Raw genomic sequence first — 23,264 nt, forward strand, 5'->3', positions numbered from 1 at the left:
GGGCCGCGGATACTACCCGCGGCGCCCCGCTCGGTCGATCGATTTACTCGACGGCCTGCGCCTGTTCGATCGCGTCCTCACGCCGATCGCGCAGGTTCACCGCGAGCACCTTCTTCCGCACCCGCACCGCCTCCGGCGTGACCTCGACGAGTTCGTCGGCGTCGATCCACTCCATCGCGGTCTCGATCGTGAGCAGCCTCGGGCTCGCGAGCAGGACGTTCTCGTCCTTGCCGTGGTTGCGGATGTTGGAGAGCTTCTTCTCCTTGATCACGTTGCAGTCCGTGTCGTTCGGGCGGTTGTGCTCGCCGCAGATCATGCCCTCGTACACCTCGACGCCCGGCACGATGAAGAACGTGCCGCGCGGCTGGAGGTGGTGGAGCGCGTAGGGCGTCGAGACGCCGGCGCGATCGGCGACGATGGCGCCCGTGGGCCTGCGCATCATGGGCCCGCCCCACGGCGTCCAGCCGTCGAACATGGTGTTGAGCAGGCCCGTGCCGCGCGTCGACGTGAGGAACTCGCCGCGGAAGCCGATGAGCCCGCGCGACGGGACCTGGAACTCGAGGCGCGCCCGGCCAAACCCGGGGTTCGTCATCTTCACCATGCGCCCGCGCCGCGTCGAGAGCCGCTCGGTCACGACGCCGACGTACGTCTCCGGCACGTCGATCACCACGAGCTCGACGGGCTCCATGGCCTGCCCATCGATCTCGCGCGTGACGACCTCGGGGTTCGAGAGCTGCATTTCGTAGCCCTCGCGCCGCATCGTCTCGACGAGGATCGCGAGCTGGAGCTCGCCGCGGCCGAGCACGAGGAACGTGTCGGGCGAGTCCGTGGGCTCGACGCGGATCGCCAGGTTCTTCCGGGCCTCGCGCTCCAGCCGATCCTTGAGCTGACGGCTCGTCAAGAACTTCGACTGCTTGCTCTTGCCCGCGAACGGCGAGGTGTTGACGCCGATCTTCATCTTGATCGTCGGCTCCTCGACGACGATGCGCTCGAGGGCCTCGGGGCGCTGGGGATCGGCGATCGTGTCGCCGATGTTCACCTCGAGCCCCGCGATGGCCACGACCTCACCCGCCTGCGCGCTCTCCGCGTTGACGCGCTTCAGGCCCTCGAAGGTGAAGAGCGCCTTCACCGCGCCCTTCGTGACCTTGCCGTTCTCGCCGAGGACCACGACCTCGCCGGCCTGCCGGATGCTGCCGCGCACGATACGCCCGACCGCGAGCCTGCCGACGTAGTCGTCGTGCGTCGTGTTGCAGACGATGACCTGGAGCGGCTCCTCGGGGTCGCCTTCGGGCGCGGGGACACGCGCGAGGACGGTCTCGAAGAGCGGCACGAGGTTCGTGAGCTCGTGCTCGAGCTCGCGCTTGCACTGGCCGAGCTTGCCGATCGCGTAGACCGTGGGGAAGTCGGTCTGCGCGTCGCTCGCGCCGAGGTCGCAGAAGAGGTCGAAGACCTCGGAGAGGACCTCGTGCGGGCGGGCGTCCTGGCGGTCGATCTTGTTGATGACGACGATGAGCGGGAAGCCGCGCTCGAGGCACTTCGAGAGCACGAAGCGCGTCTGCGGGAGCGGCCCCTCGGCCGCGTCGACGAGCAGGAGCGCGCCGTCGGCCATCATGAGGGTGCGCTCGACCTCGCCGCCGAAGTCGGAGTGTCCCGGGGTGTCGACGATGTTGATCTTGACGCCCTTCCAGCGGACGCTCGTGTTCTTCGCAAGGATGGTGATTCCTCGCTCGCGCTCGAGGTCGTTCGAGTCCATCACGCGATCGGCAACCACCTCGTTGTCGCGGAAAGCGCCCGCCTGGCGGAGCATGTGATCGACGAGCGTGGTCTTACCGTGGTCGACGTGGGCCACGATGGCGATGTTGCGGAGATCCTTGCGGGCCATGTTTTGCGGCGCCGCTCCTAGCACGCGCTTCGTGACGAGGCGAGCGAACCCGGCGGGCTTTACACGCGCGGCGGCCTGGCAGAACACGCGCTTTTCCGGCATCGTGCGGGCCGAAAAAAATGTTGGATCTGGACGTCTTTCGGCAGCTCGCCGAGGAGCTCATCCCTTTCAACAAGTGGATCGGCCTCAAGGTCGACCACCTCGCGCGGGGCCACGTGACGCTGTCGATCCCGTGGCGCGACGAGCTCATCGGTGACCCCGTTCGTCAGGCGATCCACGGCGGCGTGATCAGCATGCTCGCCGACACCGCAGGCGGGCTCTGCGTGTGGACCGCGATCGAAAACCCCGCGCTCGGCCGGGTCTCGACGGTGGATCTGCGCGTCGATTACCTCCGGCCAGGGAGGCGCGAGACGCTCGTCGGTGACGCCACCACGGTGCGCGTCGGCGCGAAGCTCGGCTGGGCCGACATCCGGCTCTATCACCCGAGCGCCGCGGCCGAGCTCGTCGCCACGGCTCGCGGCGTCTACGCGCTGAAGAATCCGAAGCAGCCAACCCGAGACGCCTGACGAGCCGGCGTCCTCTTGGCCATCGGCGGGCGAGCGAGGGTATCCTCGTCGCATGCGACCTTTGACCATGGCGCTCGTCGCCTGCCTCTCGGGCGCCGCGTGCGCGACCGCAGCCGGGCAAGCCTGGGTGCAAGGCGAAGGCGAGCCCGCGCGAGAAGCGGAGCATCGCGGCTGGTCGGACACGCGAAACGCGCGGGCCGGGTTCCTCCAAGCCGAGAGCACGCCCGAACGAACGCCGTTCACGCCGCGCGACCCCGCGCCCGCGGACGCTCCTACGTCGAACGCTGAGGAGGTCGTGGCCATCACCGCGCAAGGCTCGGCCGCCGGGCCCGCGGCGGCCTTCCGCAACGGCGAGCGCTTCCGCAACACGTACTACGACTTCCCGAAAGAAGACGCGGGCCCGAAGAACGCGACGATCTACGACGCGAGCTGCAAGGCGCTGACGAACGTCACGCAGGACTTCCACGACCGCGTCTGCGTGCAGGGCAGCGGCCGCCTCTCGACGGGCGAGACCGTGAGCTTCGCCAAACGCGACTGCGACTGCGCTGCGGTCTGCCCGCGCACGAACCAGAAGATCTGCTTCGAACGGCTCGACCCCGCCCGCTTCCCCACGGGCCGCGGCGCGCTCGGCAAGCCCATCACGCCGCTGCGCTCGGTGGCCGTGGACTCTTCGGTGATCCCGCTCGGGACCGTGCTCTTCATCCCCGAGTTCAAGGGCGTGAGCCTGCCCGAGGGCGGCCGCCACGACGGCTGCTTCGTCGCCGAGGACCGCGGCATGAAGGTCGTCGGAAGGCAGATCGATGTCTTCACGGGCGATCCCGCCGCGACGATCCGCCTGAACGCGCTCGTGCCCTCGAACCGCGGCGTACGCGTCTACGCAGACGACGCACGCTGCCGCTCGCTCGTCGCCCGCGGGCCCTGAGCCGCGGATTGCGGCCGCGCCAACCGTTTTCCAGACGCCCGCGAAATCCACACGGTCATCGGAGTGCCCCGTTGCGCCCTCGCGCGCAGCCTGGCACGCTTCGGCCGAGTCGCCGCGCATGGCTGCTTCGCCCCCTGCCCCCACGACCGGTTTGCCCCTCGTCGTCCCGCCGGGGCTCGTGCCGACGGCGGAAGCCAACCTGGTGCAGACGCCGCTCCTGCACCTCTACGTCTACCTGCTCGACAAGACCCTCTCGGGCACGCTCGTGCTGACCACGAAGACGGGCGCGCGCGCCGCGGTGTCGTTCGAGGAGGGGACACCGACGCGCGTGATGGACCTCGGGGGCACCCGGTACGCCGAACGAACCCCGCTCGAACGCGCCATGATCAAGCTCTGCGAGGTCGAGGCCGACACGCGTTACGCGTTCTACGCGGGGCAAGACCTGCTCGCGGAGCGAGGCGCCGAGGTGCCGCGCGTCGAGCCGCTCGCGGTGATCATGGCGGGCGCGCGCGCGTTCGTCGGCGCGCCGCAGGCCGAGGCGACGCTCCGCCGGATCGACGACGTCCCGATGGGGATCGCGAACGGGGCGACGCCGGAGCGGTTCCGGCTGACGCCCGAGGAGCGCGCGCTCGTCGAGCGGCTGCGCAAGCAACGGACGACGCTCGCCGACCTCGTGAAGACGAGCGGCGTGCCCCCGCGCATCGTGCGCGGCGTGGTCTACGGGATGACGATCACGCGGCACCTGGATTTCGGCGGGTCCACGCGCCCCCCCGTCGGACTCGAGCGCGCCGTCGCCGCGCGCGCCGCGATGGCCTCCGATCCACACGGGTGGCGACCGACGACGGGCACGACGGGCCTGCAGTACGTGGATCAAACCGGGACACGTCCGCGGGACGAGGTGATCCGCGCGGCCGACCCGACGGGGCCTCTCCAGGCCGTCAAGCGCGAGGGGACCGGGCCGCTGCAGGCCGTCAAACGTGCGTCCGACCTGACCGGGCCGATGCCGCCCGTCCAGGTGCAGGCCGCGCCCCCGAACAACGAGAAACGCCGCGCCGAGATCGAGGCCAAGCTCGCCTCCGCGCCGAACGAGGACCATTTCCAGATGCTCGGCGTCCCGCGCGAAGCGACGTCGAGCGACGTCCGGAATGCGTACTTCAAGCTGGCGCTGGTGTACCATCCGGACAAACTTCCGAGGGACCTGCACGACTTGAAGCCCCGGGTGGCGCGGCTCTTCGCGGCCATCAACGGGGCCTACGAGGCGCTGAAGGACGACGCGGGGCGCGCCCAGTACCTCGCGTCGCTCAACGCCGGCGCCGTCGACGAGCAGGCCCAGGTCGAGCGCGCGGTGAATGCCGCGCTCGAATTCGAGAAGGCCGAGGTCTTCCTCCGAAAGAACGATCTCGCCGCCTGCGAGGCCTGCGTGCGGCGCGCCGTCGCCGCCGATCCCGAGCAGCCTGCGTACATTGCCTTGCTCGCCTGGGTCGTGGCGAGCCGGCGGCCGCTCCCGCCGGTGCCTGAAGAGGGCAAGACGAACAACGTCTACGACGACTGCATCACGCAGCTCGACGGCGTCCTCCGGGCGGAGCCCGATTACGAGAAGGCGCTGCTCTACCGCGGCCGGCTGCTCAAGCTCGCCGGGCGTGTCCACCAAGCGTACCGCGACTTCAAACGCGTCACGGTCGTCAGCCCGAAGAACATCGAGGCGGCGCGCGAGGTGCGTCTCTACGAAATGAGGCACCCGCCCGAGGACGACGGGCCCGGCTCGAACCCCGGCCGGGGCCTGCTCGGCAAGCTCTTCAACAAGAAGCGTTGAGCATCCGCCTCAGCCGCCGGGGCACGTGACGAGAATGCCGCCGCTCGACGTGTCGTCGCAGGAGAACTGCACGCACGGGTCGTTCAAGCACCCGCAAAGCGGCGGATTGCAGCCGGCGGGGAGCGGCTCGCAGTGGAAGGAATCGGGGTAACCTCCGACGTCCGACGTGGTCTTCTGGCAATACTCCGTGGCCAGATCGCAGAAGTTGTGGCCGCAGGAGAAGCGCCCCTCGGGCGGCATGCAATTGCCGAGGTCCGAGACGTCCTGGCCCGCCTGCGCGGCGTCGCAGGGATTGCCATACACCGTGCCGTCGCACGCGCAGGTCGGGAAATAAGCGTCCGGGCAACCGGACGGCCGCGGTTTGCAAATGCCGGTGAGATCGGTATCGCCGCACCGATCATTCGGAAAGTCGCACCACTCGTCGGGGCCACACACGGTCCCGGCGAATCCACCACACGCCGCGCCGCTGCTGCCGCCGGCGCCGCCCATACCGCCGACGCCGCTCGACGACGAACTGTTGCTGCCACCGGCGCCGCCCATACCCCCCGAGCCGCCCATACCGCCCGCGCCGCCCGTACCGCCCCCGCCGCCCGCGCCATTGTTCGAATCGACGAACGTCACGCTGCAACCGCCGAGCAGCAAAACACAAAGCGAAGCTGCGCCCAACCATCCATGCAAAGCCAATCGCATCACGGCCTCCAGACACGCCCTTCAGCAAGCGTAATGCCACAGCGTATCACGTTCTTTCGAGGCCCATCGCGAATGCAAAGGCAGGCCGCGATGTCACGGCGTTGGCCCAGCCTGCGCCAAAACGATCAGCGCGCCGCAGCGACGGATGTCCCGAGCGCCCGGAGCGCGCGGCAGACCGTCTCGTCCCGGCAAGGACCGACACGCCCGCCATGCAGCGCCCACGGCACCTCGCGCACGAGCGCAGAATCCCGCACGTCGGGGCCGCGCCAGGGCTCGAGCGCCCGCGCGAGCCGCGCCTCCCGCTCCGTCGCCGCCGGCAGCGAGAGCGTGATTTGCGGCGATATGCCGACTTTCTGGACCGGCGCGCCATCCGGCAAAGAAAAGAGCAATGTCGTCAAACGAAGGACGCCCGCGTGCGCCTCGTCGTCGAGGTATTCCTGCGCGCAGCCTTTGCCATACGTACGGTCTCCAATGACCACGCCGCGCCGATAACTGGCGATCGCCCCCGCGATCATCTCCGCCGCGCTCGCGGAGTCGCCGTCCACGAGCGCCGCGAGCGGACCCGAATACGACTCGTCCGCAGGAACCTCGGGCGCGCGCTCGACCTCGACGCCGCCATCACGCCGGCGCATCGGAAAAAGCGCCGCGCCGGGGAGGAAATGGCCGAGCGCCGCGATGGCGCCGTCCGTCGAGCCGCCGCCGTTCGCCCGCAGGTCGAGCAGCACGCCGCGGATGTCGTGCGCTTCGCGGACACGCGCGAGCGCCGCGCCGACGCGATCGCCGAGATCGTCGGGGACGTCCGGGATCGTGACGATGGCGACGCGACCGTCGGCATACCGGACGACGTCGAAAGGCAGCTCCGAGGGTTCGGCCGGATGCGCGGGTCCTTCCCGCACGGGCGCGGGCGCGGGCGCGACGACGAGCTCCATCGGATGCGCGACGTGCGGCCGGAGGATCGTGACGGATGCCGGCGGGCCGTGCGGCGCGCCTTCGATGAGGGCGCTCTGTTCGGCCTGCTCCACGCTCATGCCCGCGAGCGGCACGCCCCGCACGGAAAGCACGACGTCACCGTCGAGGAGCGGCGCGAGCGCGCCTCGATCGATCCGGATGCCGAGCGCCGTGCGCGTCATCTCGGACCAGAGGCGCAACGGCGGGTTCGTCTCGAGGTCGAGGTCGTAGATCGAGATCTCCTCGTCGAGCGGCGCCCACGCGCCGTGCGCGTCGAGCTGGGGCACGTACGCGCGCACCGCGGCCGCGATGACCACGCGGCCCCAGGCCTCGGCCGTGAGATCGGGGAAGAGTCGCTGGCTCGCGGCGGTGACGTACGGATCGAGCGGCGCGCCATACGCGGCCCGCGCCGCGCCGACCTCGCGCCCGAGCTCCCGCGCGAGCTCGCGGCCGTTGCGGGTGATCGGCCCGTCCTCGAAGGGCGCGGCGGTCACCGCGCGCCAGACCTCGGCGGGCGGGCGAGCGCGGCCTTCCGGGCGAGCTTCGCGCAGGCCCTCGTCGAAGGCCGCGCGCAGCGTCTTCATCCAGGTCGCGAGGGAGGCGCCGATGACGTCCGCCGCGGCGCAAGGTCCGCCGTTCGGCGCGGCTTCGAGCTCCCGCAGGAGCCGCTCGCCTTCACGGCGCACGAGCGGCGCGACGGGCGCGTCCGGCGCGATGGACCAGAGCCCGTGCGGGTCGAGCCAGTCGACGACCCCGTCGGCAAACTTTGCGGCTTCGACGTCGGTGACCGGCGCCGCGAGGTTCGTGCGGACCTGCGCGAAGATCGTGCGCGCGGCTTCGCAGGAGAGCGCCGCGGGCGCGCCCGTCGGAAGGACGAGGCCGCCGCCCGAGGGCGCGCCGCACTCCGCGCCGAGGGCCTCTTCGTCCGCGACGTCCAGCGTGCGCAGCGACCAGAGCGCGATGCCGCGTTGCGCGGGTTTTGGAGGCTCTGCCGGCCGCTGCGCTGCGAGCGCGAGGATGGCGGTGGCGGCAGCGAAGTACCACCCTCTGGTTGCGAGACGCCTGCCCACGTGTGCCTGGAGGAGGATGTATCACGCCCGGGGCGCGGGGGTGAAAACGGCGTGTGAACATCTCGAAGAACGAGGAGCGCGCGTGGGCCCGAGGGCCCCGGGGGGCCCGCGCGGATTCACGCAACCGTTTCGCGCCCCTGGGGCGGCCCGTGACGTTTGCGCGAAACGAGATCGCCTGGTTTCGGGAAAGAGCCTGTTTTGCGTACGGCATCGGCCCTGCATTGGCGGGCCGTGCGCCTTCCCCATCCCGCCGTCGCGCAAGACGGCAGGAACGCCCCGGGGCGCGAGGAGTCCCCATGGCCGAGAGCCGAAGTCCCGCCGTCTTCGCCCACGCTCCGCGCCAACGCGAGCTCGATAAGCGCGAGCCCTTGACCCCCGAGCTGGAGCGCGACCTCGCCGAGCGCTTCCGGAGCGGCGACCGCGACGCCGGTCGACGGATCGTGGAGGCGTGTCTGCCCTTCGTGATGACCATCGCCCTCGAGTACCGGCGCTGGGGCATCCCGGTGGAGGACCTCGTCCAGGAAGGCAACATCGGCCTGCTCAAGGCGGCCGAGCGCTTCGATCCTTCGCGCGGCTGCCGGCTCGTGACGTACGCCGCGTACTGGATCCGCGCCGAGATCCGCGAGCACGTGGCGCGCGGCTATCGCATCGTGCGCCTCGGCTCGTCGAAGAGCGAGCGGCGTGTCCTGCGCATCTTCCGCCGCACGCACGAGCGCGACCCGGACGTCCTCGCCGCGCAGAGCGGCCTTCCGCGCGAGCGCGTGCTGGCGCTCCTGCCGCTGCTCATGGCGCGCGACGTGAGCCTCGACAAGAAGAACCCCGAGGGCGACGCGCCGCTCGACCGGCTCGCCTCGCCGCTCCCCTCGCCCGAGGATCAAGCCTGCGAGGACGAGGAGCATCGGCAGGTGGCCACGGCGCTGCGGCAGATCGTCACCGAGCTGTCTCCGCGCGAGCAGAAGATCGCGAACGCGCGCTGGCTCAGCGAGGATCCCGCGACGCTCGAGGAGCTCGGCGCCGACTTCGGCGTGAGCAAGGAGCGCGTGCGGCAGATCGAGGAGCGCGCGAAGAAGCGTGTCCGCGCGCGGCTCACCGAGTTGCTCCACTAGAAGCAAGCCCGTCGCCCCCCTCTCCCGCCGAGGAGAGGGGCCGGGGATGAGGGGACGACGCGGAGGGAGATCGTTCGACCTCCAAGGGAAAACCGCCCCCGGTCCTCCCTCAGATCTCGATGACCATCCCTTCCTTCGCGGCGATCGTGTTCGGGAAGAGCTCCCGCGCGCGGCGCTCCTTCTCGCGCACCATCGCGTCGGTCTGGAGCGGATCGTGGTGGTGGAGGATGAGCTGCTTGACGCCCGCGGCATTCGCGAGCTCGCAGCCCGCGACGAACGTCGCGTGACCCCAGCCCGTCTTCGGGCCGCCGCCGACCTCGCCCGCGTACTCCTCGGGCGTGTACATCGCGTCGAAGATCAGGACATCCGCGCCTTGCGCGAGCTTGCGGAGCTTCGGATCCACGATCGCGTAGTGCTCCGAGTCCGTGATGTAGACGAGCGACTTGCCCTCGTGGTCGATGCGGTACGCGTAGACGCCGTTCGGGTGGTTGCCGCGCGCGTTCGAGACGCGCACGTCTTGCTTGCGGCCGATGGTCACGACCTCGCCCTCGTAGAGGTCGCGGAAGGTCATGTTCGCGCCCATCTCCGAGAGGTGGACGGGGAAGCTCGGGTAGTCCATCTGGCCCGCGAGCGTCTCTTCGAGCGTGCGCGAGACGTTGAGGCCGCCGAAAAGGTGGATCGTGTTCTTGCGGACGAAGGCCGGCGTGAAGAACGGGAAGCCCTGGATGTGATCCCAGTGGACGTGGCTGAAGAACATCCACGCCTCGATCGGCATCTCCCGGAGAAGGCTCTGCCCGAGGAGGCGCAGACCCGTGCCCCCGTCCAGGATGATCAACGTCTCGCCGGCCCGCACTTCGTAGCAGCTCGTGTTGCCGCCGAACTCGACCGTGTCGGGTCCGGGCGTGGGGATGCTTCCGCGGACACCCCACATCTTGAGTCGCATCCTGATCGCCCTTCCGGCCCCCGCCCTTGGTCCGATTCCCCGTGATAAATGCCTTCCGGGCGCAACGTCAAGCGAGAGGTGGCCCTTACGTGACTTTCTGGCGAGCGGCAGCGGTTCGGCTATCGTCGGCCCGATGTCGGATCGCGCAGATGCCATCGTGGTCCTCGGATGCCGCGTGCTGCCGTCGGGTCGGCTCACGACCGCCGCCGCGCGCCGCGCAGCCAAGGCCGCCGAAGCGTATCTGGCGGGTGTCGCGCCCCACATCGTGACCAGCGGCGGGCGTCGCTGGGGCGCGCAGATCGAAGCGGAAGCCTTGCGCCGAGAGCTCGTCCGTGCAGGGGTGCCGGAAGAGGCCGTGACGACCGAGCTCTGGTCGCTGACGACGCACGAAAACGCGGTGTTTTCGGCCGAGATCCTGCGTCGGCGAGAAGCGCGGCGGGTGCTCGTGGTGACGTGCGTCTGGCACGTGGAGCGCGCGATCCGGAACTTTCGCGCCCTCGGCGTCGATGCGTGGCCGCTGCCGTCCGAAGGCGTGCGCGCCGGGGCCCTCCGGCGCGCGTATCGACGCGGGCACGAGCTCGTCTGCGCGTGGCTCGACAAGCGCGCTCTCCGGCGCGCGCACGCGCTCGTTCGCGCCGTGCCGAAGCCTTTGCCCCGTGTGTCCGGCGCGAGGAGCGCCGAGGAGAACGCTCGATGAAGTGCGAGGGAACGAGGCGCGGTCTTCGAGGCCTCGTGATCGGCGTCGTCGCCGCGCTCGGCGCGTGCAGCCGAGGAGGGCCCACGACGTCGAGCACGGATGCAGGATCGGACGCGGCGAGCGACGCGGCGGTCGTGGTGGTCGATGAAGCAAAGCAGCGGCAAGAAGCGCTGCTCGCCGCGGAGCATCGGCGCGCGGCCGCGGAGATCACGACCTCGGATCAGCAGAGCCGTGACGTCTCGGTGCGGCGCGCGGCGGCCCGAGCGCTCGCGCGGATCGGCGGCGCAGACGCGCAGCCTGGGCTCTTGCGCGCGCTCGCCGACGAGGATCCGGAGGTCGTCACGTGGGCGGCCTACGGGCTCGGTTCGTCGTGCACCAAGGGCGACAAGGCGACGGTCACGGCGCTCGTGGCGCGGTCGCTTTCGCTCGGCGACACGAAGGAGGCGCCGACCGAGGGACGCGCGAGCGTGAAGCTCGATCCCCGCACGGCGATCGCGCGCGCCATCGGCCGCTGCGGGGCCGAGCAGAGCGAGCCGACGCTCGTCGCGTGGCTCTCGGGCACGGAGGCGCAAGCGTCTGCTGCGGCATTCGCGCTGGGAGATCTCGCCGCGGTGAAGGAGCGGCTCCGCGAGGAGACGCTCGCTGCGCTGCTCAACCTCGCGGCGGGGAGCGCGTCGTCGCCGCCCGCGCCCGAGGGGCTCTTCCCCATCGGCCGGCTCGAAAACGTGCCGAACACGGTGACGACGCGCCTGCGCGAGGTCGCGGGCGCGCGCCTCGCGGAGCCCGGTCCGTACAGGATCTTCGCCGTCCGCGCGCTCGGTCGTGCAGGCCCGGAGGCCGCGGCGGATCTCGGACGTGTGCTCGGCGGGGCGACGCTCTTCACGGCGGCCGAACGCGCGGAGGCCGCGCGCGCGCTCCGTCGGCTTGGTACGGCGGGACAGTCCATGCTCGCGTCCACGTTGCCCGCGCTCGTGCCGCCGGGCGGGGCCGTCGCGCTCACCGCGCTCGGCGAGGACATCGGCGTGCTCCTCGCGACGCTCGACGCGCTCGAACCGACGACCAAGGCGAAGAAGTGGCTCAAGGATCTGGCCACGATGGAGCCGCCGCCCTCGGCGCCGGTCACGGTGCTGCGGCGCTTGTCCTGGATCCGATGCAGCGCGGCGACGGCGCTCGCGGGCGCGGACGTGCGGGATCCGCTGCTCACGCGGTGTGACGTGACGGCCGCGCTCGCGACGGTCGACGGCGCGGACGCGGGGACGGCGAAGGCGCCGGGGCAGCCGGGATCGATCGGCGCGCGGGCGATGGTGAAGGTGCTGGATCGAGCGCCGATCGAGGGCTCACGACGGACGGTGTTCCTCACGCACGCGAAGGGCGGCGATCTGCGGGCGCGCGAGGCCGCGATCGAGCTTCTGCCGACGCACGAAGAGCTCGCGGACGAGGCAGGGCCGCTGCTCGAAGCCGCGCTCGCAGCGCCGGAGCCGGGCCTCGTGTCGACGGCGGCGGGCGTGATCGCGCGGAAGCCGAACCTCGCGGCCGAGCCCGAGAAACGAAAGAAGAAGGGCAAGAAGAAGAAGGGCGACGAGGAGCAGGCCGCGGAGGAGACCACCCTGCGCGCGCCTTCGCCCGCGATCGTGAAGGCCATCGTGACGGCGCTCGGTCGCGCCGACGTGGAGAACGATCCGGAGCACGTGAGCTCGATGATCGAGGCGGCTGGCGCGCTCGGCTTGAAGGAGGCGCTGCCGCGGCTCGAAGAGCTCTGCCGATCGTCGTGGCCGGAGCTCCGCAAGCACGCAGAGAAGGCGATCGAGCTCGTCTCGGGCAAACCGGCGACCTCCTGCAAGGCGCCGCCGGGCGGCGGGCCGAAGCCGCCGGAGCTCGACGCGCGCGCGACGGGCACCGTGACGCTCACCCTGGAGACGGACGTCGGCGAGGCTTCGCTCGTGCTCGACGCCGATGTCGCGCCCGTGGCCGTCACGCGTGTCGTCGAGCTCGCGCGCGCCGGTTACTACGACGGGATGGTCGTGCACCGCGTAGTGCCGGGCTTCGTGACGCAGCTCGGCGCGCCCTTCGGCGACGGTTACGGCGGGCCGCCGGGCAAGGCGCCGCTGCGCTGCGAGACCTCGCCGATCGCGTTCGATCCGCTCACCGTGGGCGTCGCGCTCTCGGGCCGCGACACCGGGTCGAGCCAGATCTTCGTGATGCACGCGCGGCACCCGCACCTCGATGGTCAGTACGCGTGGATCGGCCGCGCGACGGGGGCGTGGAGCTCGTTCGTCGACGGAGACCTCGTGCACAAGGTCTCCGTCAAACCCTGACGAGCGTCTCTTTCAGGACGCCGGGTTGTGCTTCTTCTTCTTGCCGTTCTTGCGGCGTAGCTCGTCGCCGCCCTCGCCGTGGCCCACCTGGAAGATGTGGAACCGGCCGCCCCGCGCGAGCACATCGGCCGGCTTCGGCCGCTCGCGCGCGAGTTCCATGAACCGCTGCTGCGAGCGCACCGGGGTCGCGCCCGCGGGCGTCGCGACGCGCGTGTAGCTGCCATCCGCGTTGAGCGTCCACGTCTTCGCCGTGTCGGCCTCGAGCGTCGCGAGCATGTCCTCGGCGCGGGCGCGCGCGGCCGGATCGAGCAGCGGCACGAGCACCTCCACGCGGCGATGGAAGTTCCGCGGCATCCAGTCCGCGCTGGAGAAGTAAAACTCCTCGCTCCCGCCGTTCGCGAAGCGGAAGACGCGCTTGTGCTCGAGGAAGCGGTCGATGAGCGCGCGCACCTGAATCCGCTCCGACAGCCCCGGGATCCCGGGACGCAAGCAGCAGATGCCGCGCACGAAGAGCCGGATGTCGACGCCGTGCTGGCTCGCCGAATACAGCGCGTCGATCACGTCCACGTCCACGAGCGCGTTCATCTGCGCCACGATCTCGGCCTTGCGACCGGCGCGCGCGTGCTCGGTCTCGCGCGCGATGAGCCCGAGGATCGCCTCGTGCAGGCCGAGCGGCGCCACCACGAGCCGGTTCCACTTCGGCGGCGCGCTGTAGCCCGTGAGCAGGTTGAAGAGCGAGGTCACGTCCTCGCCGATCTCGCGGTTCGCCGTGAAGAGACCGACGTCCGTGTAGAGCCGCGCCGTGTGCGGGTTGTAGTTGCCCGTCGAGAGGTGCACGTAGCGCCGGAGTTTGTCCTTCTCCCGACGCACCACGAGCATCGCCTTCACGTGCGTCTTCAGCCCGAGCAGGCCGTAGATCACCTGCGCGCCGCTCTGCTCGAGCGTCCGCGCCCACTGGATGTTCGAGGCCTCGTCGAAGCGCGCCTTGAGCTCGACGATCGCCGTCACCTGCTTGCCGTTCTCCGCGGCCCGCGCGAGCGCCTTCACGATCGGCGAGTCGCCGCCGGTGCGGTAGAGCGTCTGCTTGATCGCGAGCACGTTCGGATCATCGGCCGCGCGCGAGACGAACTCGACCACCGGATCGAACGAGTCGTACGGGTGGTGCAAGAACACGTCCCGCTCGCGGATCACGGCGAACGGATCCTCCACGTCGCGCAGCGCGACCGGCACCTGCGGCGTGAAGAGCTCGTCGCGCAGCTCACGCCGATCTTCCTCGCCCACCATGGAGACGAGATCCACGATGCTGAGCGGGCCCGAGACGCGGTAGACGTCGAGGTTCGGATCGATGCCGAGCGCGCGGCAGAGGCGCTGCACGCTCGCGCCCACGCCGCCGCCGACGCCGATCTCCACGCGCACGGCGTTGCCGCGATCACGGCGGCGGAGCTCGGCCTGGATCGTCTCGAGGAGGTCCTCGCCTTCCTCCTCGTCGATCTCGAGGTCCCAGTTGCGCGTGACGCGGAACGGGTACGTCCCGCGCAGGCGCGAGACCGGGAAGAACTCTTTCACGTGACGCGCGATCACGTCCTCGAGCAGCACGAACGCCCGGCCGCAGCCGTCGACGCGCACGCGCATGAGGCGGCTCAGCATCGGCGGCACCTGGATCACGCCGAAGCCGGGCTCCTCGCCCTCGTGCTCGCGGCTGAACATGATGCCGAGGTTGATGCTCTTGTTGCGCAGGTGCGGGAACGGATGGCCGGGATCGATCGCCAGCGGCGTGAGGATCGGGAAGATGTCCGTGCGAAACCGCTCGTCGAGCGCCGCGAGCTCGGCGGCGTCGAGCTCCTCAGGCCGCACGATCCGCACGCCGACGCGGTGCAGCGCCGGCAGCATCTCCGTGTTCCAAAGCCGATACGCGCTGTCGACGAGCGCGTGCGCCCGCGCGCTGATGGCGAGGAGCTGCTCCTGCGGCTTCATGCCGTCCGGCGGGACCTCGGTGATCGTGCGGTGCGTCTGGGCCTGCAGGCCCGCCACGCGCACCATGAAGAACTCGTCGAGGTTCGAGAAGAAGATGCCGAGGAACTTCAGGCGTTCGAAGAGCGGCACCTCCATCGAGCCGGCCTCGGAGAGGACGCGGGCGTTGAACTCGAGCCAAGAGAGCTCACGGTTCAGGTACTGCGTCGGATCCGAGTCGCCCGCGGCCGGGACCAGGGACGAATGGCGAGCTGCGACATCGGGCGTGGAAGGTGTCTCGAACGTCACGATGGTTTCAGTCTAGCCTACCCGATCGCTTCGGTCAGTCGATCGGCCCCGAGAGAAGCGAGCGCCGTGGAGGTCGGCTGTCTCCTTCGGGCCTGCGCTTTCTGCTAGCGTGGCGCGCCATGGAGATCTGGCGCGCCCCACTCGACTTCCGGCGTGCGTGTGACGAGGCGCGGCGGCGCGGCGCGCGCGTGGGCCTCGTTCCCACGATGGGCGCCTTGCACCGCGGGCATCAGGCGCTCATCGAGGAGGCGCGAAAACACGCCAATTTCGTCGTCGTCTCGATCTTCGTGAACCCCACGCAGTTCGGCCCGAACGAGGATTTCGCCCGGTACCCGCGGGACCTCGAAGGCGACGCGAAGAAGTGCGCGGACGCGGGCGCACACGGCGTCTTCGCGCCCGCGCCCGCCGACATGTACCCGCCCGGCGATGAGACCCGCGTGCATGTCGGCGCCACGGCCGCGGGCCTCTGCGGCGCGCACCGGCCCGGCCACTTCGAGGGCGTGGCCACGGTCGTCACGAAATTGTTCGCGCTCGTAGGACCTTCGATCGCGCTCTTTGGCCGCAAGGACTACCAGCAGCTCAAGGTGATCGAGCGCTTCACGCGGGACCTCTTCCTGCCCGTGGAGGTCGTCGGGGTGCGGACCGTGCGCGAGCCGGACGGGCTCGCGATGTCGTCGCGCAACGCGTACCTCTCGCCCGAAGCGCGCGCGCAGGCCCTCGCCATCCCGCAAGGCCTCTCCGCCGCGGCGCGCGCGTTCGCCGCGGGGGAGCGTCGCGCCGGCATGCTCACCGCGCTCGCGCGCGGGCACGTCGCGCCCGTCGCGAGCTCGATCGACTACGTGGACGTGGCCGACGCAGATACGCTCGCCGTGCTCGGCCCGGAGGAGCGCACGCCGGATCGCGTGCTGCTCGCGCTCGCCATCCGCATCGGCGGCGCGCGGCTCATCGACAACCTGGTGCTCGGCGAGGATCCCATCCCGCTCGACGTGACCACGACGAAGGAAGGAGACGAGGCACGCCATGCGTGAAGGCGAGGACGGAAACGACGGCCTGTTCGTCGTCTTCGAGGGCATCGACGGCGCGGGGACGACGACACAAGCCGTGCGGTACGGCTCGTTCTTGCGAGGACGACGAAGGCTCGCGCACGTCACGCGCGAGCCGAGCGGCGGGCCGATGGGCTCGCTCCTCCGGCTCGTGCTCACCCAGCGCGTGACCCTGCCTTCGAGGCACCGCGACAGCACGATGGCGCTGCTCTTCGCGGCCGACAGGCTCGATCACATCGAGTCCGAGGTCGCGCCGCACCTGCGCGACGGTTACGTGGTCATCTCGGATCGTTACGAGCTCTCGAGCATCATCTACCAGTCGATCGGCATCGAAGACGAGGGCGCGCGCGCGGACATGATCGCCTGGATCCGCCACTGCAACCGCCACGCGCTCAAGCCCGACGTCACGGTCGTCGTGGACGTCGATCCGGAGGTCGCCGCGCAACGCAGGCGCGCCCGCGGCGGCGCGAGCGAGCTCTTCGAGGAGCCGGAGCTCCAGGCCCGCCTCGCCCGCGCCTACCTCGAAGCCGACAAGATCATCGGCAGCGAGCGGCTCGTGCACGTCGACGGCAACGGCGACGTCGATTCGGTCACCGCGGCGATCATCCGCGCGCTCGAACCGTACGTCGGCGAAGGCTCGTAAAACACCGCGCGGCTCGCGGGTTTCCCCGTGCGCGGCTCATCGACGCACGCCTCCGTCGGCACCCGTTCGCAGATGCAGCCCCGATTCTCGTATCGTCCAGGCGCTCTCGTCATCGAGGGACAATCGTACGAGGCTGCGGTGCTTGCTGAATTGCTCCGCATCACACGCGATGAGCGTCTGATCGTCGAGCCACACGGTCGCTGGGGGCCCGGGCGGGCTGTCGCGACGTTCGCGAAAGATCCCGGTGCGAAGATCGACGACCGCCATCCGTGCGCTCGAATGGCCGTACGAGATGGCCACGCGGCCGGCGTCGTTGACGGCGAGGTCGACGGGGGCATCAAGGGCGACACCGGAGACGTACCCATCCGCGAGGATCTGCGCGCCTCGATGGTCGATCAGCGAGAACGCGAGCCCGAGACCCTTGGTCAAGAGACCACAGATCCCGCGGTCACAGACGATCGAAGCGTGGTGGATCCCGTTGGAACAAGTCAGCTTGCGGCGCGCGGCGGGCGGCTCCTCCCAGAAGAAGCAAACGTCCCGCATCCCTTCCGACCAATCGCCCCAGCGCCCGTCGTCGTAGTCGTAGGAGACGACCGGCAAACCCTCGGCCACGCGCCACGGCACCTTGGAGTCCTGCGACCGATGAACGAAGTCTGGAGATCCGGCCCATCGGACCCAGCTCCAGCGCGTCTGGTTCGTATCGATCTCTGCGCTGCCATCCTCGAAGAATCGGACGTGCCAGCTCTCGGCGCTGGGGAACGCGAGAAACGGTAGCCACGCGCCCATGCGGCGGAACCGCCGTGCAAGCGCCTCCAGCCGGCCGAGGATCGCCCGTGATTCGGGCGTGTTCAGCGCGCTCGGATCCTCCGTCTCGTGATCGTATCCTTCCGACGAAAGGACGAACTCGTCTTCCGTTCGGCCATCGAGATGCACGACGAAGTACGCGTGCTGGGCGCGCCTCTTCCAGGAGCCATCTCGCACCACGAGGACCGCCTGCTCGTCCCGGTTGGCCCCGATCAGATCCGAAAAATCGCCGACGAAGAAGTCGTTGCTCCCCGCGTCACGGGCGTCGGACCGGGCGGGAGAGCCGGAAGGGGCGATGTGTGGGACCGATGATGCGACCTCGTCGCCCGCGTCGCTCGGATCGTTCGGGCCATCCTGCACGCCGCCGCGAAGCCAGAACGAGAACGCGCCGAGGGAAACGACGAGCACACCCGAGACGGCGCCGGCGATGGCGAGCCCCCTACGACGACGTGGCTGGGCGCTCGCATCGCTCATGCGCCCGTCCCGTCACGGCGTGTGGCAAACCGCCTCGATGTTGTGCCCGTCCGGATCCAGGACAAACGCACCGTAATAATTCGGGTGATACTGCGGCCGGAGCCCCGGCGCGCCGTTGTCCTTGCCTCCGGCCCGGATCGCGGCCTCGTAAAACGCGTCGACCGTCTTGCGATCCGGGGCGAGGAACGCGATGTGCTGGCGCGCCCCCACCTCCCCCGCGCCGAGCCAGAAATCCGGCTTGCCCTTTTCCCCGAGCCCGGCCACGCCGGGGAACTCCATCATCAGGGCATAACCGAGCGGCGCGAGCGCGGCCGCGTAAAACGCCTTGCTTTTCTCCAGGTCACGTACGCCGATTGAAATGTGGTCAATCATGGGCGGCATCCTACCCGAGCGAAGGAACCGTGTCGCCACGAATTCCTTCGCCCGAGGAGCCCCCCGACAAACGCCCCGTCAGTGCGCGACGGAGGAGGGCGCAGGCTCCGGCGCGGGCGGGTCCGCCACCTCGCAGACCTGGTTCGCGATCGTCACGTCGTCGAGGTTCCACCCCGACACCGTGAACACGCCGCCGTTGCCCACCTCGAAGCCGAAACGCACGCGAAGCGCCGCGTTTCGGTACGCCGTGAGGTCGTACGTCATGAGCGTCCACGCTGCATCCTTGAGCGCAGGCGGCCCACCCGAGTTCCATACGTTCACCCACGCGCTCCCGTCGAAGACGTCCACGGTGTTCGTCATGTACGGCCCGTAATCGCTGTTGAGCCAGCGGTAGAAGGAGAGCCACAAAGAGCCCGTGCCGCTCGTGTCGATCGGCGGGCTCACGAGGTACTGGGGCGGGTGAACGACCTCGGCCGCATATCCTCCGATGTTCACGCCCGCGATCCCGTTGTCGGCCGTCGAGGAGCGGTCCGTGTCCGGGTCCTCGGAGCCGTGGGAGGCGTTGCCTGGTGAGGCTTTTGCGGGGCCGATTTGCCACTCGCCTTCGAGCGTCCAGCCCGCGGAGTTGTCCGCGAACGTCTCGTGCAGGTAGACGACGTACCCTTCCGCCTTGCCGCCCGTACACGACCCCGCCGAGCACGTCTCGCCCAGCGTGCACGCGTTGCCATCCTCGCAGGCTCCGCCCTCGTTGACCGGCACGCCCACGCAGGCGCCCGACGCGTCGCAGACGCCGTCGTTGCAGTCGTTCTTGGCGGACGCGCAGGCCACGCCCGGCGTGGGCACCCTCTGACAAACACCCGAGGCGTCGCACATCCCCGTATTGCACTCGTCGACGACCTCGCTGCACGAAAGGCCCGCGCCGCGCGGCGCGCCCACGCACGCCCCCGTGGCCGCGTCGCAGACGCCCGTATTGCAGTCGTCCGCGGCGCTCGTGCAGTCTTTCGGGCCTCCTCCCTGGCAAACGCCGGCGGCGCAGGTCTTGCCCGTCAGGCACGGGTCGCCGCCTTGCTCGCAACCGAGGCCCTCGTTGCCGGGGACGGGCTCGCAGGCGCCCGTCTGGGGGTTGCAGACCGCGACGTGACAATCGTCGGGCACGGGCGCGAAGTGGCAGCTCTTCGGCGACCCGACGCAGGCGCCGCCCTTGCAGGTCGCGGAGACCGTGCACGCGTCGCTCGACACGCAAGGCGCTCCGTCGAGCGCGGGCCCCTCGTCGCAGGTGGCGGTGTCCTCGTGGCAGGTCACGACCGAGCAGGTCGCGGCCTTCATACCGCAGTCGTTTTGCACGCCCCCGACGCAAACGCCGGCCTGGCAGCTATCGCCCACGGTGCAGAAGAGGCCATCCTCGCAGGAGGTCCCGGCGGGGCGCGGCACGATGGCGCAGCGCTTTTTCTCCGCGTCGCAGACGGACACGAGGCAGGGCGGCGCGTCGATGAGCGAGCAATCCAGGGGGCAGTCCGTGGGCCCGAGGGAGGCGCCGCCTTCACCGCCATGGCCTCCCGCGCCGTTTTCGCCGTTCTCGCCGCCACCGCCCTCACCACGCGCGGCATCAGACGCCTGCCGCGCGCAGCCCGCGGCGACGACGCTCACGGACACGGCGAGAATGCGCCCCCAATTCATCCATTCCCTCATCGTCGACCCACCTCTCTGCCGCGGCGAGGCACGAATGCTCGCACGTGCGGCGCGACGGCGTACCCTTGTCCGGAACGACGCGTATAGCCGCGACGCACCGGTTTTTCCAAATTGCACGTTCGAGATCGCAATCAGACGTCCCCCGATTGCGATCCAGCCTCCGTAAGGCCATCATTTCGACGAATGCCTCGCGTTCGATGCCCTCGTCGAAACCCATCTTCCATTCGCGGGTGCTTGCCGCGCACGTCCGTGCCGTATACATCGATCTTGCTCCGTCGTCGCCCCCTGCGCGTCTCGAATGATTCGAGTTCACGGCCCATCGGCGGCGCAAAGCTCCCCGATCGGTGATGGATACGAGGCACCGAGCGGATCGTCGTCCTTCTCCAGATTCCCAGGAGTAAACATGTTTTTCCGCGCATCCCGCATTACGAGCACCACGCAGGTCGGACATTTGGGGCGCTCCGTCGCATTCGGCGGACGAAGCCCCAAGACCCTCTGCGCCCTCGCGGCGCTCTGCGTCTCCTCGCTCGGCCTCGCGTGCAGCGCCTCCGGGGGCCACGACGGTCAAGCCTCGAACGGCGTCGAGGAGACGAGCGGCGCGACCGGCGGCGGAGGCTCGGCTCCAGGCAGCGCCGCCGGTACGGGCGGCGACATGTTCGATTTCGATGGCGGCATGATGGGCGCCGGCGGAGGCGGCGGGGAAGAAGCCTGCGCCCAGACCGGTGGAAAGGCCGAGCCCGTCGAGCTCGATCTCGTCATCCTGCTCGACCGCTCCGGCAGCATGTACGGCCAGAACTGGAACGGCGCGACGGCGGCAATCAAGCAATTCGTGGAGGATCCGGCCTCGGCAGGGATCAACGTTGGTATCCTGTATTTCCCCGTGGATACCCCGCCGGACGGGCTCGTCTGCAACTACCACCATTACGACGACCTGTCCGTCCAGATCGGGGCCTTGCCCGGGAACGCGCCGGCGCTCGTGCAATCGATCAACAGCGAGAGCCCGAACGGCGGCTCGACGCCGATGTACGGCGCGCTCGAAGGCGCGCTCTTCAATGCGACGGCCTACAAGGACGCGCACCCGAACCACAAGGTGATCCTCGTCTTCGCGAGCGACGGCGATCCCAATAGCTGCCCCGGCAACCAGAACGACATCCCGAGCATCGCGGGCCTGGCGAAGGCCGCCCTCGATTACAATGGCGTCGAGACGTACGTCGTCGCCATCAACGGCGCGAGCGTCTTGAACCTCGACCAGATCGCCGCGGCCGGCGGGACCACGAAATCGTACGACGTCACCGCGAACGTCGCGCAGTTCGCCCAGAAGATGACGGAGATCCGCTCGAAGGCCCTCGCCTGCGAGTACATCGTCCCCGAGCCGACCGGCAACGAGCCGCTCGAGCTCGACAAGGCCACGGTGAAGCACACGAACGGCGCGGGCGTCGAAAAAGAGATCCTCCAGGTGAAGAGCGCGGCGGACTGCGGCATCGGCCCCGGCTGGTATTACGACGACCCGAAGAAGCCGCAGAAGATCCTGCTCTGCGCCGCCTCGTGCCAGATCGTCCAGGCCGATCCGGACGGCAAGCTCGATATCTTCTTCGGCTGCAAGCCCGACATCCATTGAAGGCTCGCCGGGCCCTCGTGCCCGGAAGAACCTTCACGGCTTCTTTTTCAACGCCTCGAGCGCCTCCCGGAGCTCGTCCTCGGTGAACGGAAGCCGCGCGAGCGCCGCCTTCTCGTCGGCCAGCGAGAGCTCGAGCGCCCGCTCGGCCTCCCGCGCCCGCCCGATCCACGCCGACGCCTCTCCCGTCCGATCCCCGAGCCGCACCGTCCCCTCCATCATCTTGAACCCCTTCTCCAGGAGCACGCGGTAACGCAGCCGCATCGCCCCCTCGAAGAGCTGCCGCTTGCGCACCGTGTCCGCCGCCGCGGGCGGAGGCACCCGCATCACGTCGCGGTGCAGCTCCTGGTAGAGCTGCCCCACGCGGTAGCCCGCCATCGCCGACCAGTGCGCGTCGAGGCTCCGCATCGCCTCGGTGTACGCCCCCTGCGCGTCGAGCAGCCCCTGGCAGCGCTTCTCGAGCGTCTCGGCGAAGTTCGGCGGCATGGGCTCGAACTTGATCGCCTCGCTCCGCTTGCGCCGCACCTCGCCCACGGCGAACCAGAGCTGCGCGAGCTCGATCGGGGGCTTACCCGCCTCGCCCAGACGCTCGCGCTCGACGACGTCCCGCGCCACCGCGACCTCGCGCGCCGCCTCCTCCACGAGGTCCTGCTCCACGAGCCCGAGCGCCCGCGCCCCGCGCGCCTCGATCACCTCCAGCACGGCGAGGTCCTGCCGCGCGAGGAGCTTCTCCGAGACGGCGACGAGCTCGGCCCAGCGCTCGAGATACGCGAGCGCTCGACCGAGACGAAACAGCGCGCTGCGCTCGAGGGCGTGGCCCGGGAAGCGCCGCAAGAGCTCCCGAAGCCGCTCGGCCGCCACCTCTCGCTCCCCGAGCGCCTCGTAGCCGACGGCCGCGTTGTAAAGGCTCGCCGCTCCGACCTCACCCTCGGGCGCGTGCCGCGCGAGCTTGTCGAAGACCTCGGCGGCCTCGCGGTGATTCCCGCCGAGGAGCAGCGCCTTCGCCCGCTCGAACTCCTGCACGAGATCGGCCTCGGTGTAAGGCGAGACCACGACGGGCGAGACCTCGATCACGGGTCCGCTCTCGGCCTTCGGCGCGGGCCTCGGAACCTCGGGCCGAGGTCCGGACGAACCACACCCCACGAGCAAGCCGGCGAGAGCGAGTGCGAGGCACGTGCGCGTGCGCGTGGAAAAAGCCATCCCTACCCCAACGGAGGCGACGGGGACGAACCCGACCCGAGTGGAAAACGTCGAACGAAGAAGCACATGAGCCACGCGGAAAGGGGATCCGACCCCGCTCGTCCTAGGGTACCTTGAATCCATCGCGCGCGGCTCCCCGTCCTCGGGGGCCGGCTCGATGATGGACCAGCAAGCGGGGCTCTTCGCAGTACAGCAAAGAGCCCTCACCAGGAG

At 69.9% G+C, this 23,264-nt stretch carries 18 protein-coding genes; 9 read left to right on the top strand and 9 right to left on the bottom strand.

The window, feature by feature from the left end; translation table 11 throughout:
* Positions 1–43: 43 nt before the first annotated feature.
* Positions 44–1,882 carry a translational GTPase TypA gene (typA, locus tag QHF84_RS17800; protein ID WP_348652862.1) on the bottom strand — a complete coding sequence of 613 codons (1,839 nt, stop codon included), beginning with the start codon at positions 1,880–1,882 and terminating at the stop codon, positions 44–46.
* Between the two features lie 119 nt (positions 1,883–2,001).
* On the opposite strand from typA, the gene QHF84_RS17805 reads away from it, so the two are divergent.
* From QHF84_RS17805 to QHF84_RS17815, 3 genes are all read left to right on the top strand, one after another.
* Complete coding sequence (locus QHF84_RS17805) at positions 2,002–2,448, top strand: hotdog fold thioesterase (protein ID WP_281314510.1); 447 nt, start codon at positions 2,002–2,004, stop codon at positions 2,446–2,448.
* A 52-nt stretch (positions 2,449–2,500) separates the two neighbouring features.
* Positions 2,501–3,370: a 3D domain-containing protein gene (locus QHF84_RS17810; protein ID WP_281314511.1), complete on the top strand. Its 870-nt coding sequence runs from the start codon at positions 2,501–2,503 to the stop codon at positions 3,368–3,370.
* Between the two features lie 118 nt (positions 3,371–3,488).
* Complete coding sequence (locus QHF84_RS17815) at positions 3,489–5,183, top strand: DnaJ domain-containing protein (protein ID WP_281314512.1); 1,695 nt, start codon at positions 3,489–3,491, stop codon at positions 5,181–5,183.
* A gap of 9 nt (positions 5,184–5,192) precedes the next feature.
* On the opposite strand, the gene QHF84_RS17820 is transcribed toward QHF84_RS17815, so the two are convergent.
* Positions 5,193–5,804, bottom strand: a complete 612-nt coding sequence (locus QHF84_RS17820) for a hypothetical protein (RefSeq protein ID WP_281314513.1) — start codon at positions 5,802–5,804, stop codon at positions 5,193–5,195.
* A gap of 194 nt (positions 5,805–5,998) precedes the next feature.
* Positions 5,999–7,891: a S41 family peptidase gene (locus QHF84_RS17825; RefSeq protein WP_281314514.1), complete on the bottom strand. Its 1,893-nt coding sequence runs from the start codon at positions 7,889–7,891 to the stop codon at positions 5,999–6,001.
* 296 nt (positions 7,892–8,187) lie between these two features.
* On the opposite strand from QHF84_RS17825, the gene QHF84_RS17830 reads away from it, so the two are divergent.
* Entirely contained in the window at positions 8,188–8,997 is an 810-nt protein-coding gene (locus QHF84_RS17830) for a sigma-70 family RNA polymerase sigma factor (protein WP_281314515.1), read from the top strand.
* A 109-nt stretch (positions 8,998–9,106) separates the two neighbouring features.
* On the opposite strand, the gene QHF84_RS17835 is transcribed toward QHF84_RS17830, so the two are convergent.
* The gene (locus QHF84_RS17835; RefSeq protein WP_281314516.1) at positions 9,107–9,940 is read right to left on the bottom strand and encodes an MBL fold metallo-hydrolase; all 834 of its coding nucleotides are present in this window, start codon (positions 9,938–9,940) and stop codon (positions 9,107–9,109) included.
* Positions 9,941–10,073: 133 nt separating this feature from the next.
* On the opposite strand from QHF84_RS17835, the gene QHF84_RS17840 reads away from it, so the two are divergent.
* Both QHF84_RS17840 and QHF84_RS17845 read left to right on the top strand, forming a co-directional pair.
* Complete coding sequence (locus QHF84_RS17840; RefSeq protein ID WP_281314517.1) at positions 10,074–10,637, top strand: YdcF family protein; 564 nt, start codon at positions 10,074–10,076, stop codon at positions 10,635–10,637.
* Positions 10,634–12,952, top strand: coding sequence for a peptidylprolyl isomerase (locus QHF84_RS17845; RefSeq protein WP_281314518.1), 2,319 nt, complete (start codon positions 10,634–10,636; stop codon positions 12,950–12,952). Before QHF84_RS17840 ends, QHF84_RS17845 begins: the two co-directional genes overlap by 4 nt.
* 12 nt (positions 12,953–12,964) lie before the next feature.
* Here the strand turns inward: QHF84_RS17845 and ppk1 are convergent, their stop codons facing one another.
* Positions 12,965–15,211 carry a polyphosphate kinase 1 gene (ppk1, locus tag QHF84_RS17850; protein WP_281314519.1) on the bottom strand — a complete coding sequence of 749 codons (2,247 nt, stop codon included), beginning with the start codon at positions 15,209–15,211 and terminating at the stop codon, positions 12,965–12,967.
* Between the two features lie 119 nt (positions 15,212–15,330).
* On the opposite strand from ppk1, the gene panC reads away from it, so the two are divergent.
* Both panC and tmk read left to right on the top strand, forming a co-directional pair.
* Positions 15,331–16,239, top strand: coding sequence for a pantoate--beta-alanine ligase (panC, locus tag QHF84_RS17855; protein ID WP_281314520.1), 909 nt, complete (start codon positions 15,331–15,333; stop codon positions 16,237–16,239).
* On the top strand, positions 16,232–16,897 hold the full coding sequence (tmk, locus tag QHF84_RS17860; RefSeq protein WP_281314521.1) for a dTMP kinase: 666 nt from the start codon (positions 16,232–16,234) through the stop codon (positions 16,895–16,897). The genes panC and tmk overlap by 8 nt, the downstream gene beginning before the upstream one ends.
* 36 nt (positions 16,898–16,933) lie before the next feature.
* Here tmk and QHF84_RS17865 read toward each other — a convergent pair whose 3' ends face one another.
* The 3 genes from QHF84_RS17865 to QHF84_RS17875 all read right to left on the bottom strand — a co-directional run bounded on the left by QHF84_RS17865 (position 16,934) and on the right by QHF84_RS17875 (position 20,224).
* On the bottom strand, positions 16,934–18,175 hold the full coding sequence (locus QHF84_RS17865; protein WP_281314522.1) for a hypothetical protein: 1,242 nt from the start codon (positions 18,173–18,175) through the stop codon (positions 16,934–16,936).
* 12 nt (positions 18,176–18,187) lie between these two features.
* Positions 18,188–18,547, bottom strand: coding sequence for a VOC family protein (locus QHF84_RS17870; protein ID WP_281314523.1), 360 nt, complete (start codon positions 18,545–18,547; stop codon positions 18,188–18,190).
* 78 nt (positions 18,548–18,625) lie between these two features.
* Positions 18,626–20,224 carry a hypothetical protein gene (locus QHF84_RS17875; RefSeq protein WP_281314524.1) on the bottom strand — a complete coding sequence of 533 codons (1,599 nt, stop codon included), beginning with the start codon at positions 20,222–20,224 and terminating at the stop codon, positions 18,626–18,628.
* Between the two features lie 415 nt (positions 20,225–20,639).
* Between QHF84_RS17875 and QHF84_RS17880 the strand changes: the two genes are divergently transcribed.
* Positions 20,640–21,854: a vWA domain-containing protein gene (locus QHF84_RS17880; protein WP_281314525.1), complete on the top strand. Its 1,215-nt coding sequence runs from the start codon at positions 20,640–20,642 to the stop codon at positions 21,852–21,854.
* 33 nt (positions 21,855–21,887) lie between these two features.
* On the opposite strand, the gene QHF84_RS17885 is transcribed toward QHF84_RS17880, so the two are convergent.
* Complete coding sequence (locus tag QHF84_RS17885; protein ID WP_281314526.1) at positions 21,888–23,051, bottom strand: hypothetical protein; 1,164 nt, start codon at positions 23,049–23,051, stop codon at positions 21,888–21,890.
* Positions 23,052–23,264 lie beyond the last annotated feature (213 nt).

This window comes from Polyangium sp. y55x31, assembly GCF_029946505.1.
Lineage (GTDB): Bacteria > Myxococcota_A > Polyangia > Polyangiales > Polyangiaceae > Polyangium.

What these genes read in the sequence shown, in the direction of transcription:
- QHF84_RS17875 (WP_281314524.1), bottom strand. Translation starts at nt 20,224, where the DNA reads ATGAATTGGGGGCGCATTCTCGCCGTGTCCGTGAGCGTCGTCGCCGCG.
- QHF84_RS17815 (WP_281314512.1), top strand. Translation starts at nt 3,489, where the DNA reads ATGGCTGCTTCGCCCCCTGCCCCCACGACCGGTTTGCCCCTCGTCGTC.
- QHF84_RS17880 (WP_281314525.1), top strand. Translation starts at nt 20,640, where the DNA reads ATGTTTTTCCGCGCATCCCGCATTACGAGCACCACGCAGGTCGGACAT.
- panC (WP_281314520.1), top strand. Translation starts at nt 15,331, where the DNA reads ATGGAGATCTGGCGCGCCCCACTCGACTTCCGGCGTGCGTGTGACGAG.
- tmk (WP_281314521.1), top strand. Translation starts at nt 16,232, where the DNA reads ATGCGTGAAGGCGAGGACGGAAACGACGGCCTGTTCGTCGTCTTCGAG.
- QHF84_RS17885 (WP_281314526.1), bottom strand. Translation starts at nt 23,051, where the DNA reads ATGGCTTTTTCCACGCGCACGCGCACGTGCCTCGCACTCGCTCTCGCC.
- QHF84_RS17865 (WP_281314522.1), bottom strand. Translation starts at nt 18,175, where the DNA reads ATGAGCGATGCGAGCGCCCAGCCACGTCGTCGTAGGGGGCTCGCCATC.
- QHF84_RS17845 (WP_281314518.1), top strand. Translation starts at nt 10,634, where the DNA reads ATGAAGTGCGAGGGAACGAGGCGCGGTCTTCGAGGCCTCGTGATCGGC.
- QHF84_RS17805 (WP_281314510.1), top strand. Translation starts at nt 2,002, where the DNA reads ATGTTGGATCTGGACGTCTTTCGGCAGCTCGCCGAGGAGCTCATCCCT.
- QHF84_RS17830 (WP_281314515.1), top strand. Translation starts at nt 8,188, where the DNA reads ATGGCCGAGAGCCGAAGTCCCGCCGTCTTCGCCCACGCTCCGCGCCAA.
- QHF84_RS17840 (WP_281314517.1), top strand. Translation starts at nt 10,074, where the DNA reads ATGTCGGATCGCGCAGATGCCATCGTGGTCCTCGGATGCCGCGTGCTG.
- typA (WP_348652862.1), bottom strand. Translation starts at nt 1,882, where the DNA reads ATGGCCCGCAAGGATCTCCGCAACATCGCCATCGTGGCCCACGTCGAC.
- QHF84_RS17810 (WP_281314511.1), top strand. Translation starts at nt 2,501, where the DNA reads ATGCGACCTTTGACCATGGCGCTCGTCGCCTGCCTCTCGGGCGCCGCG.
- QHF84_RS17870 (WP_281314523.1), bottom strand. Translation starts at nt 18,547, where the DNA reads ATGATTGACCACATTTCAATCGGCGTACGTGACCTGGAGAAAAGCAAG.
- QHF84_RS17835 (WP_281314516.1), bottom strand. Translation starts at nt 9,940, where the DNA reads ATGCGACTCAAGATGTGGGGTGTCCGCGGAAGCATCCCCACGCCCGGA.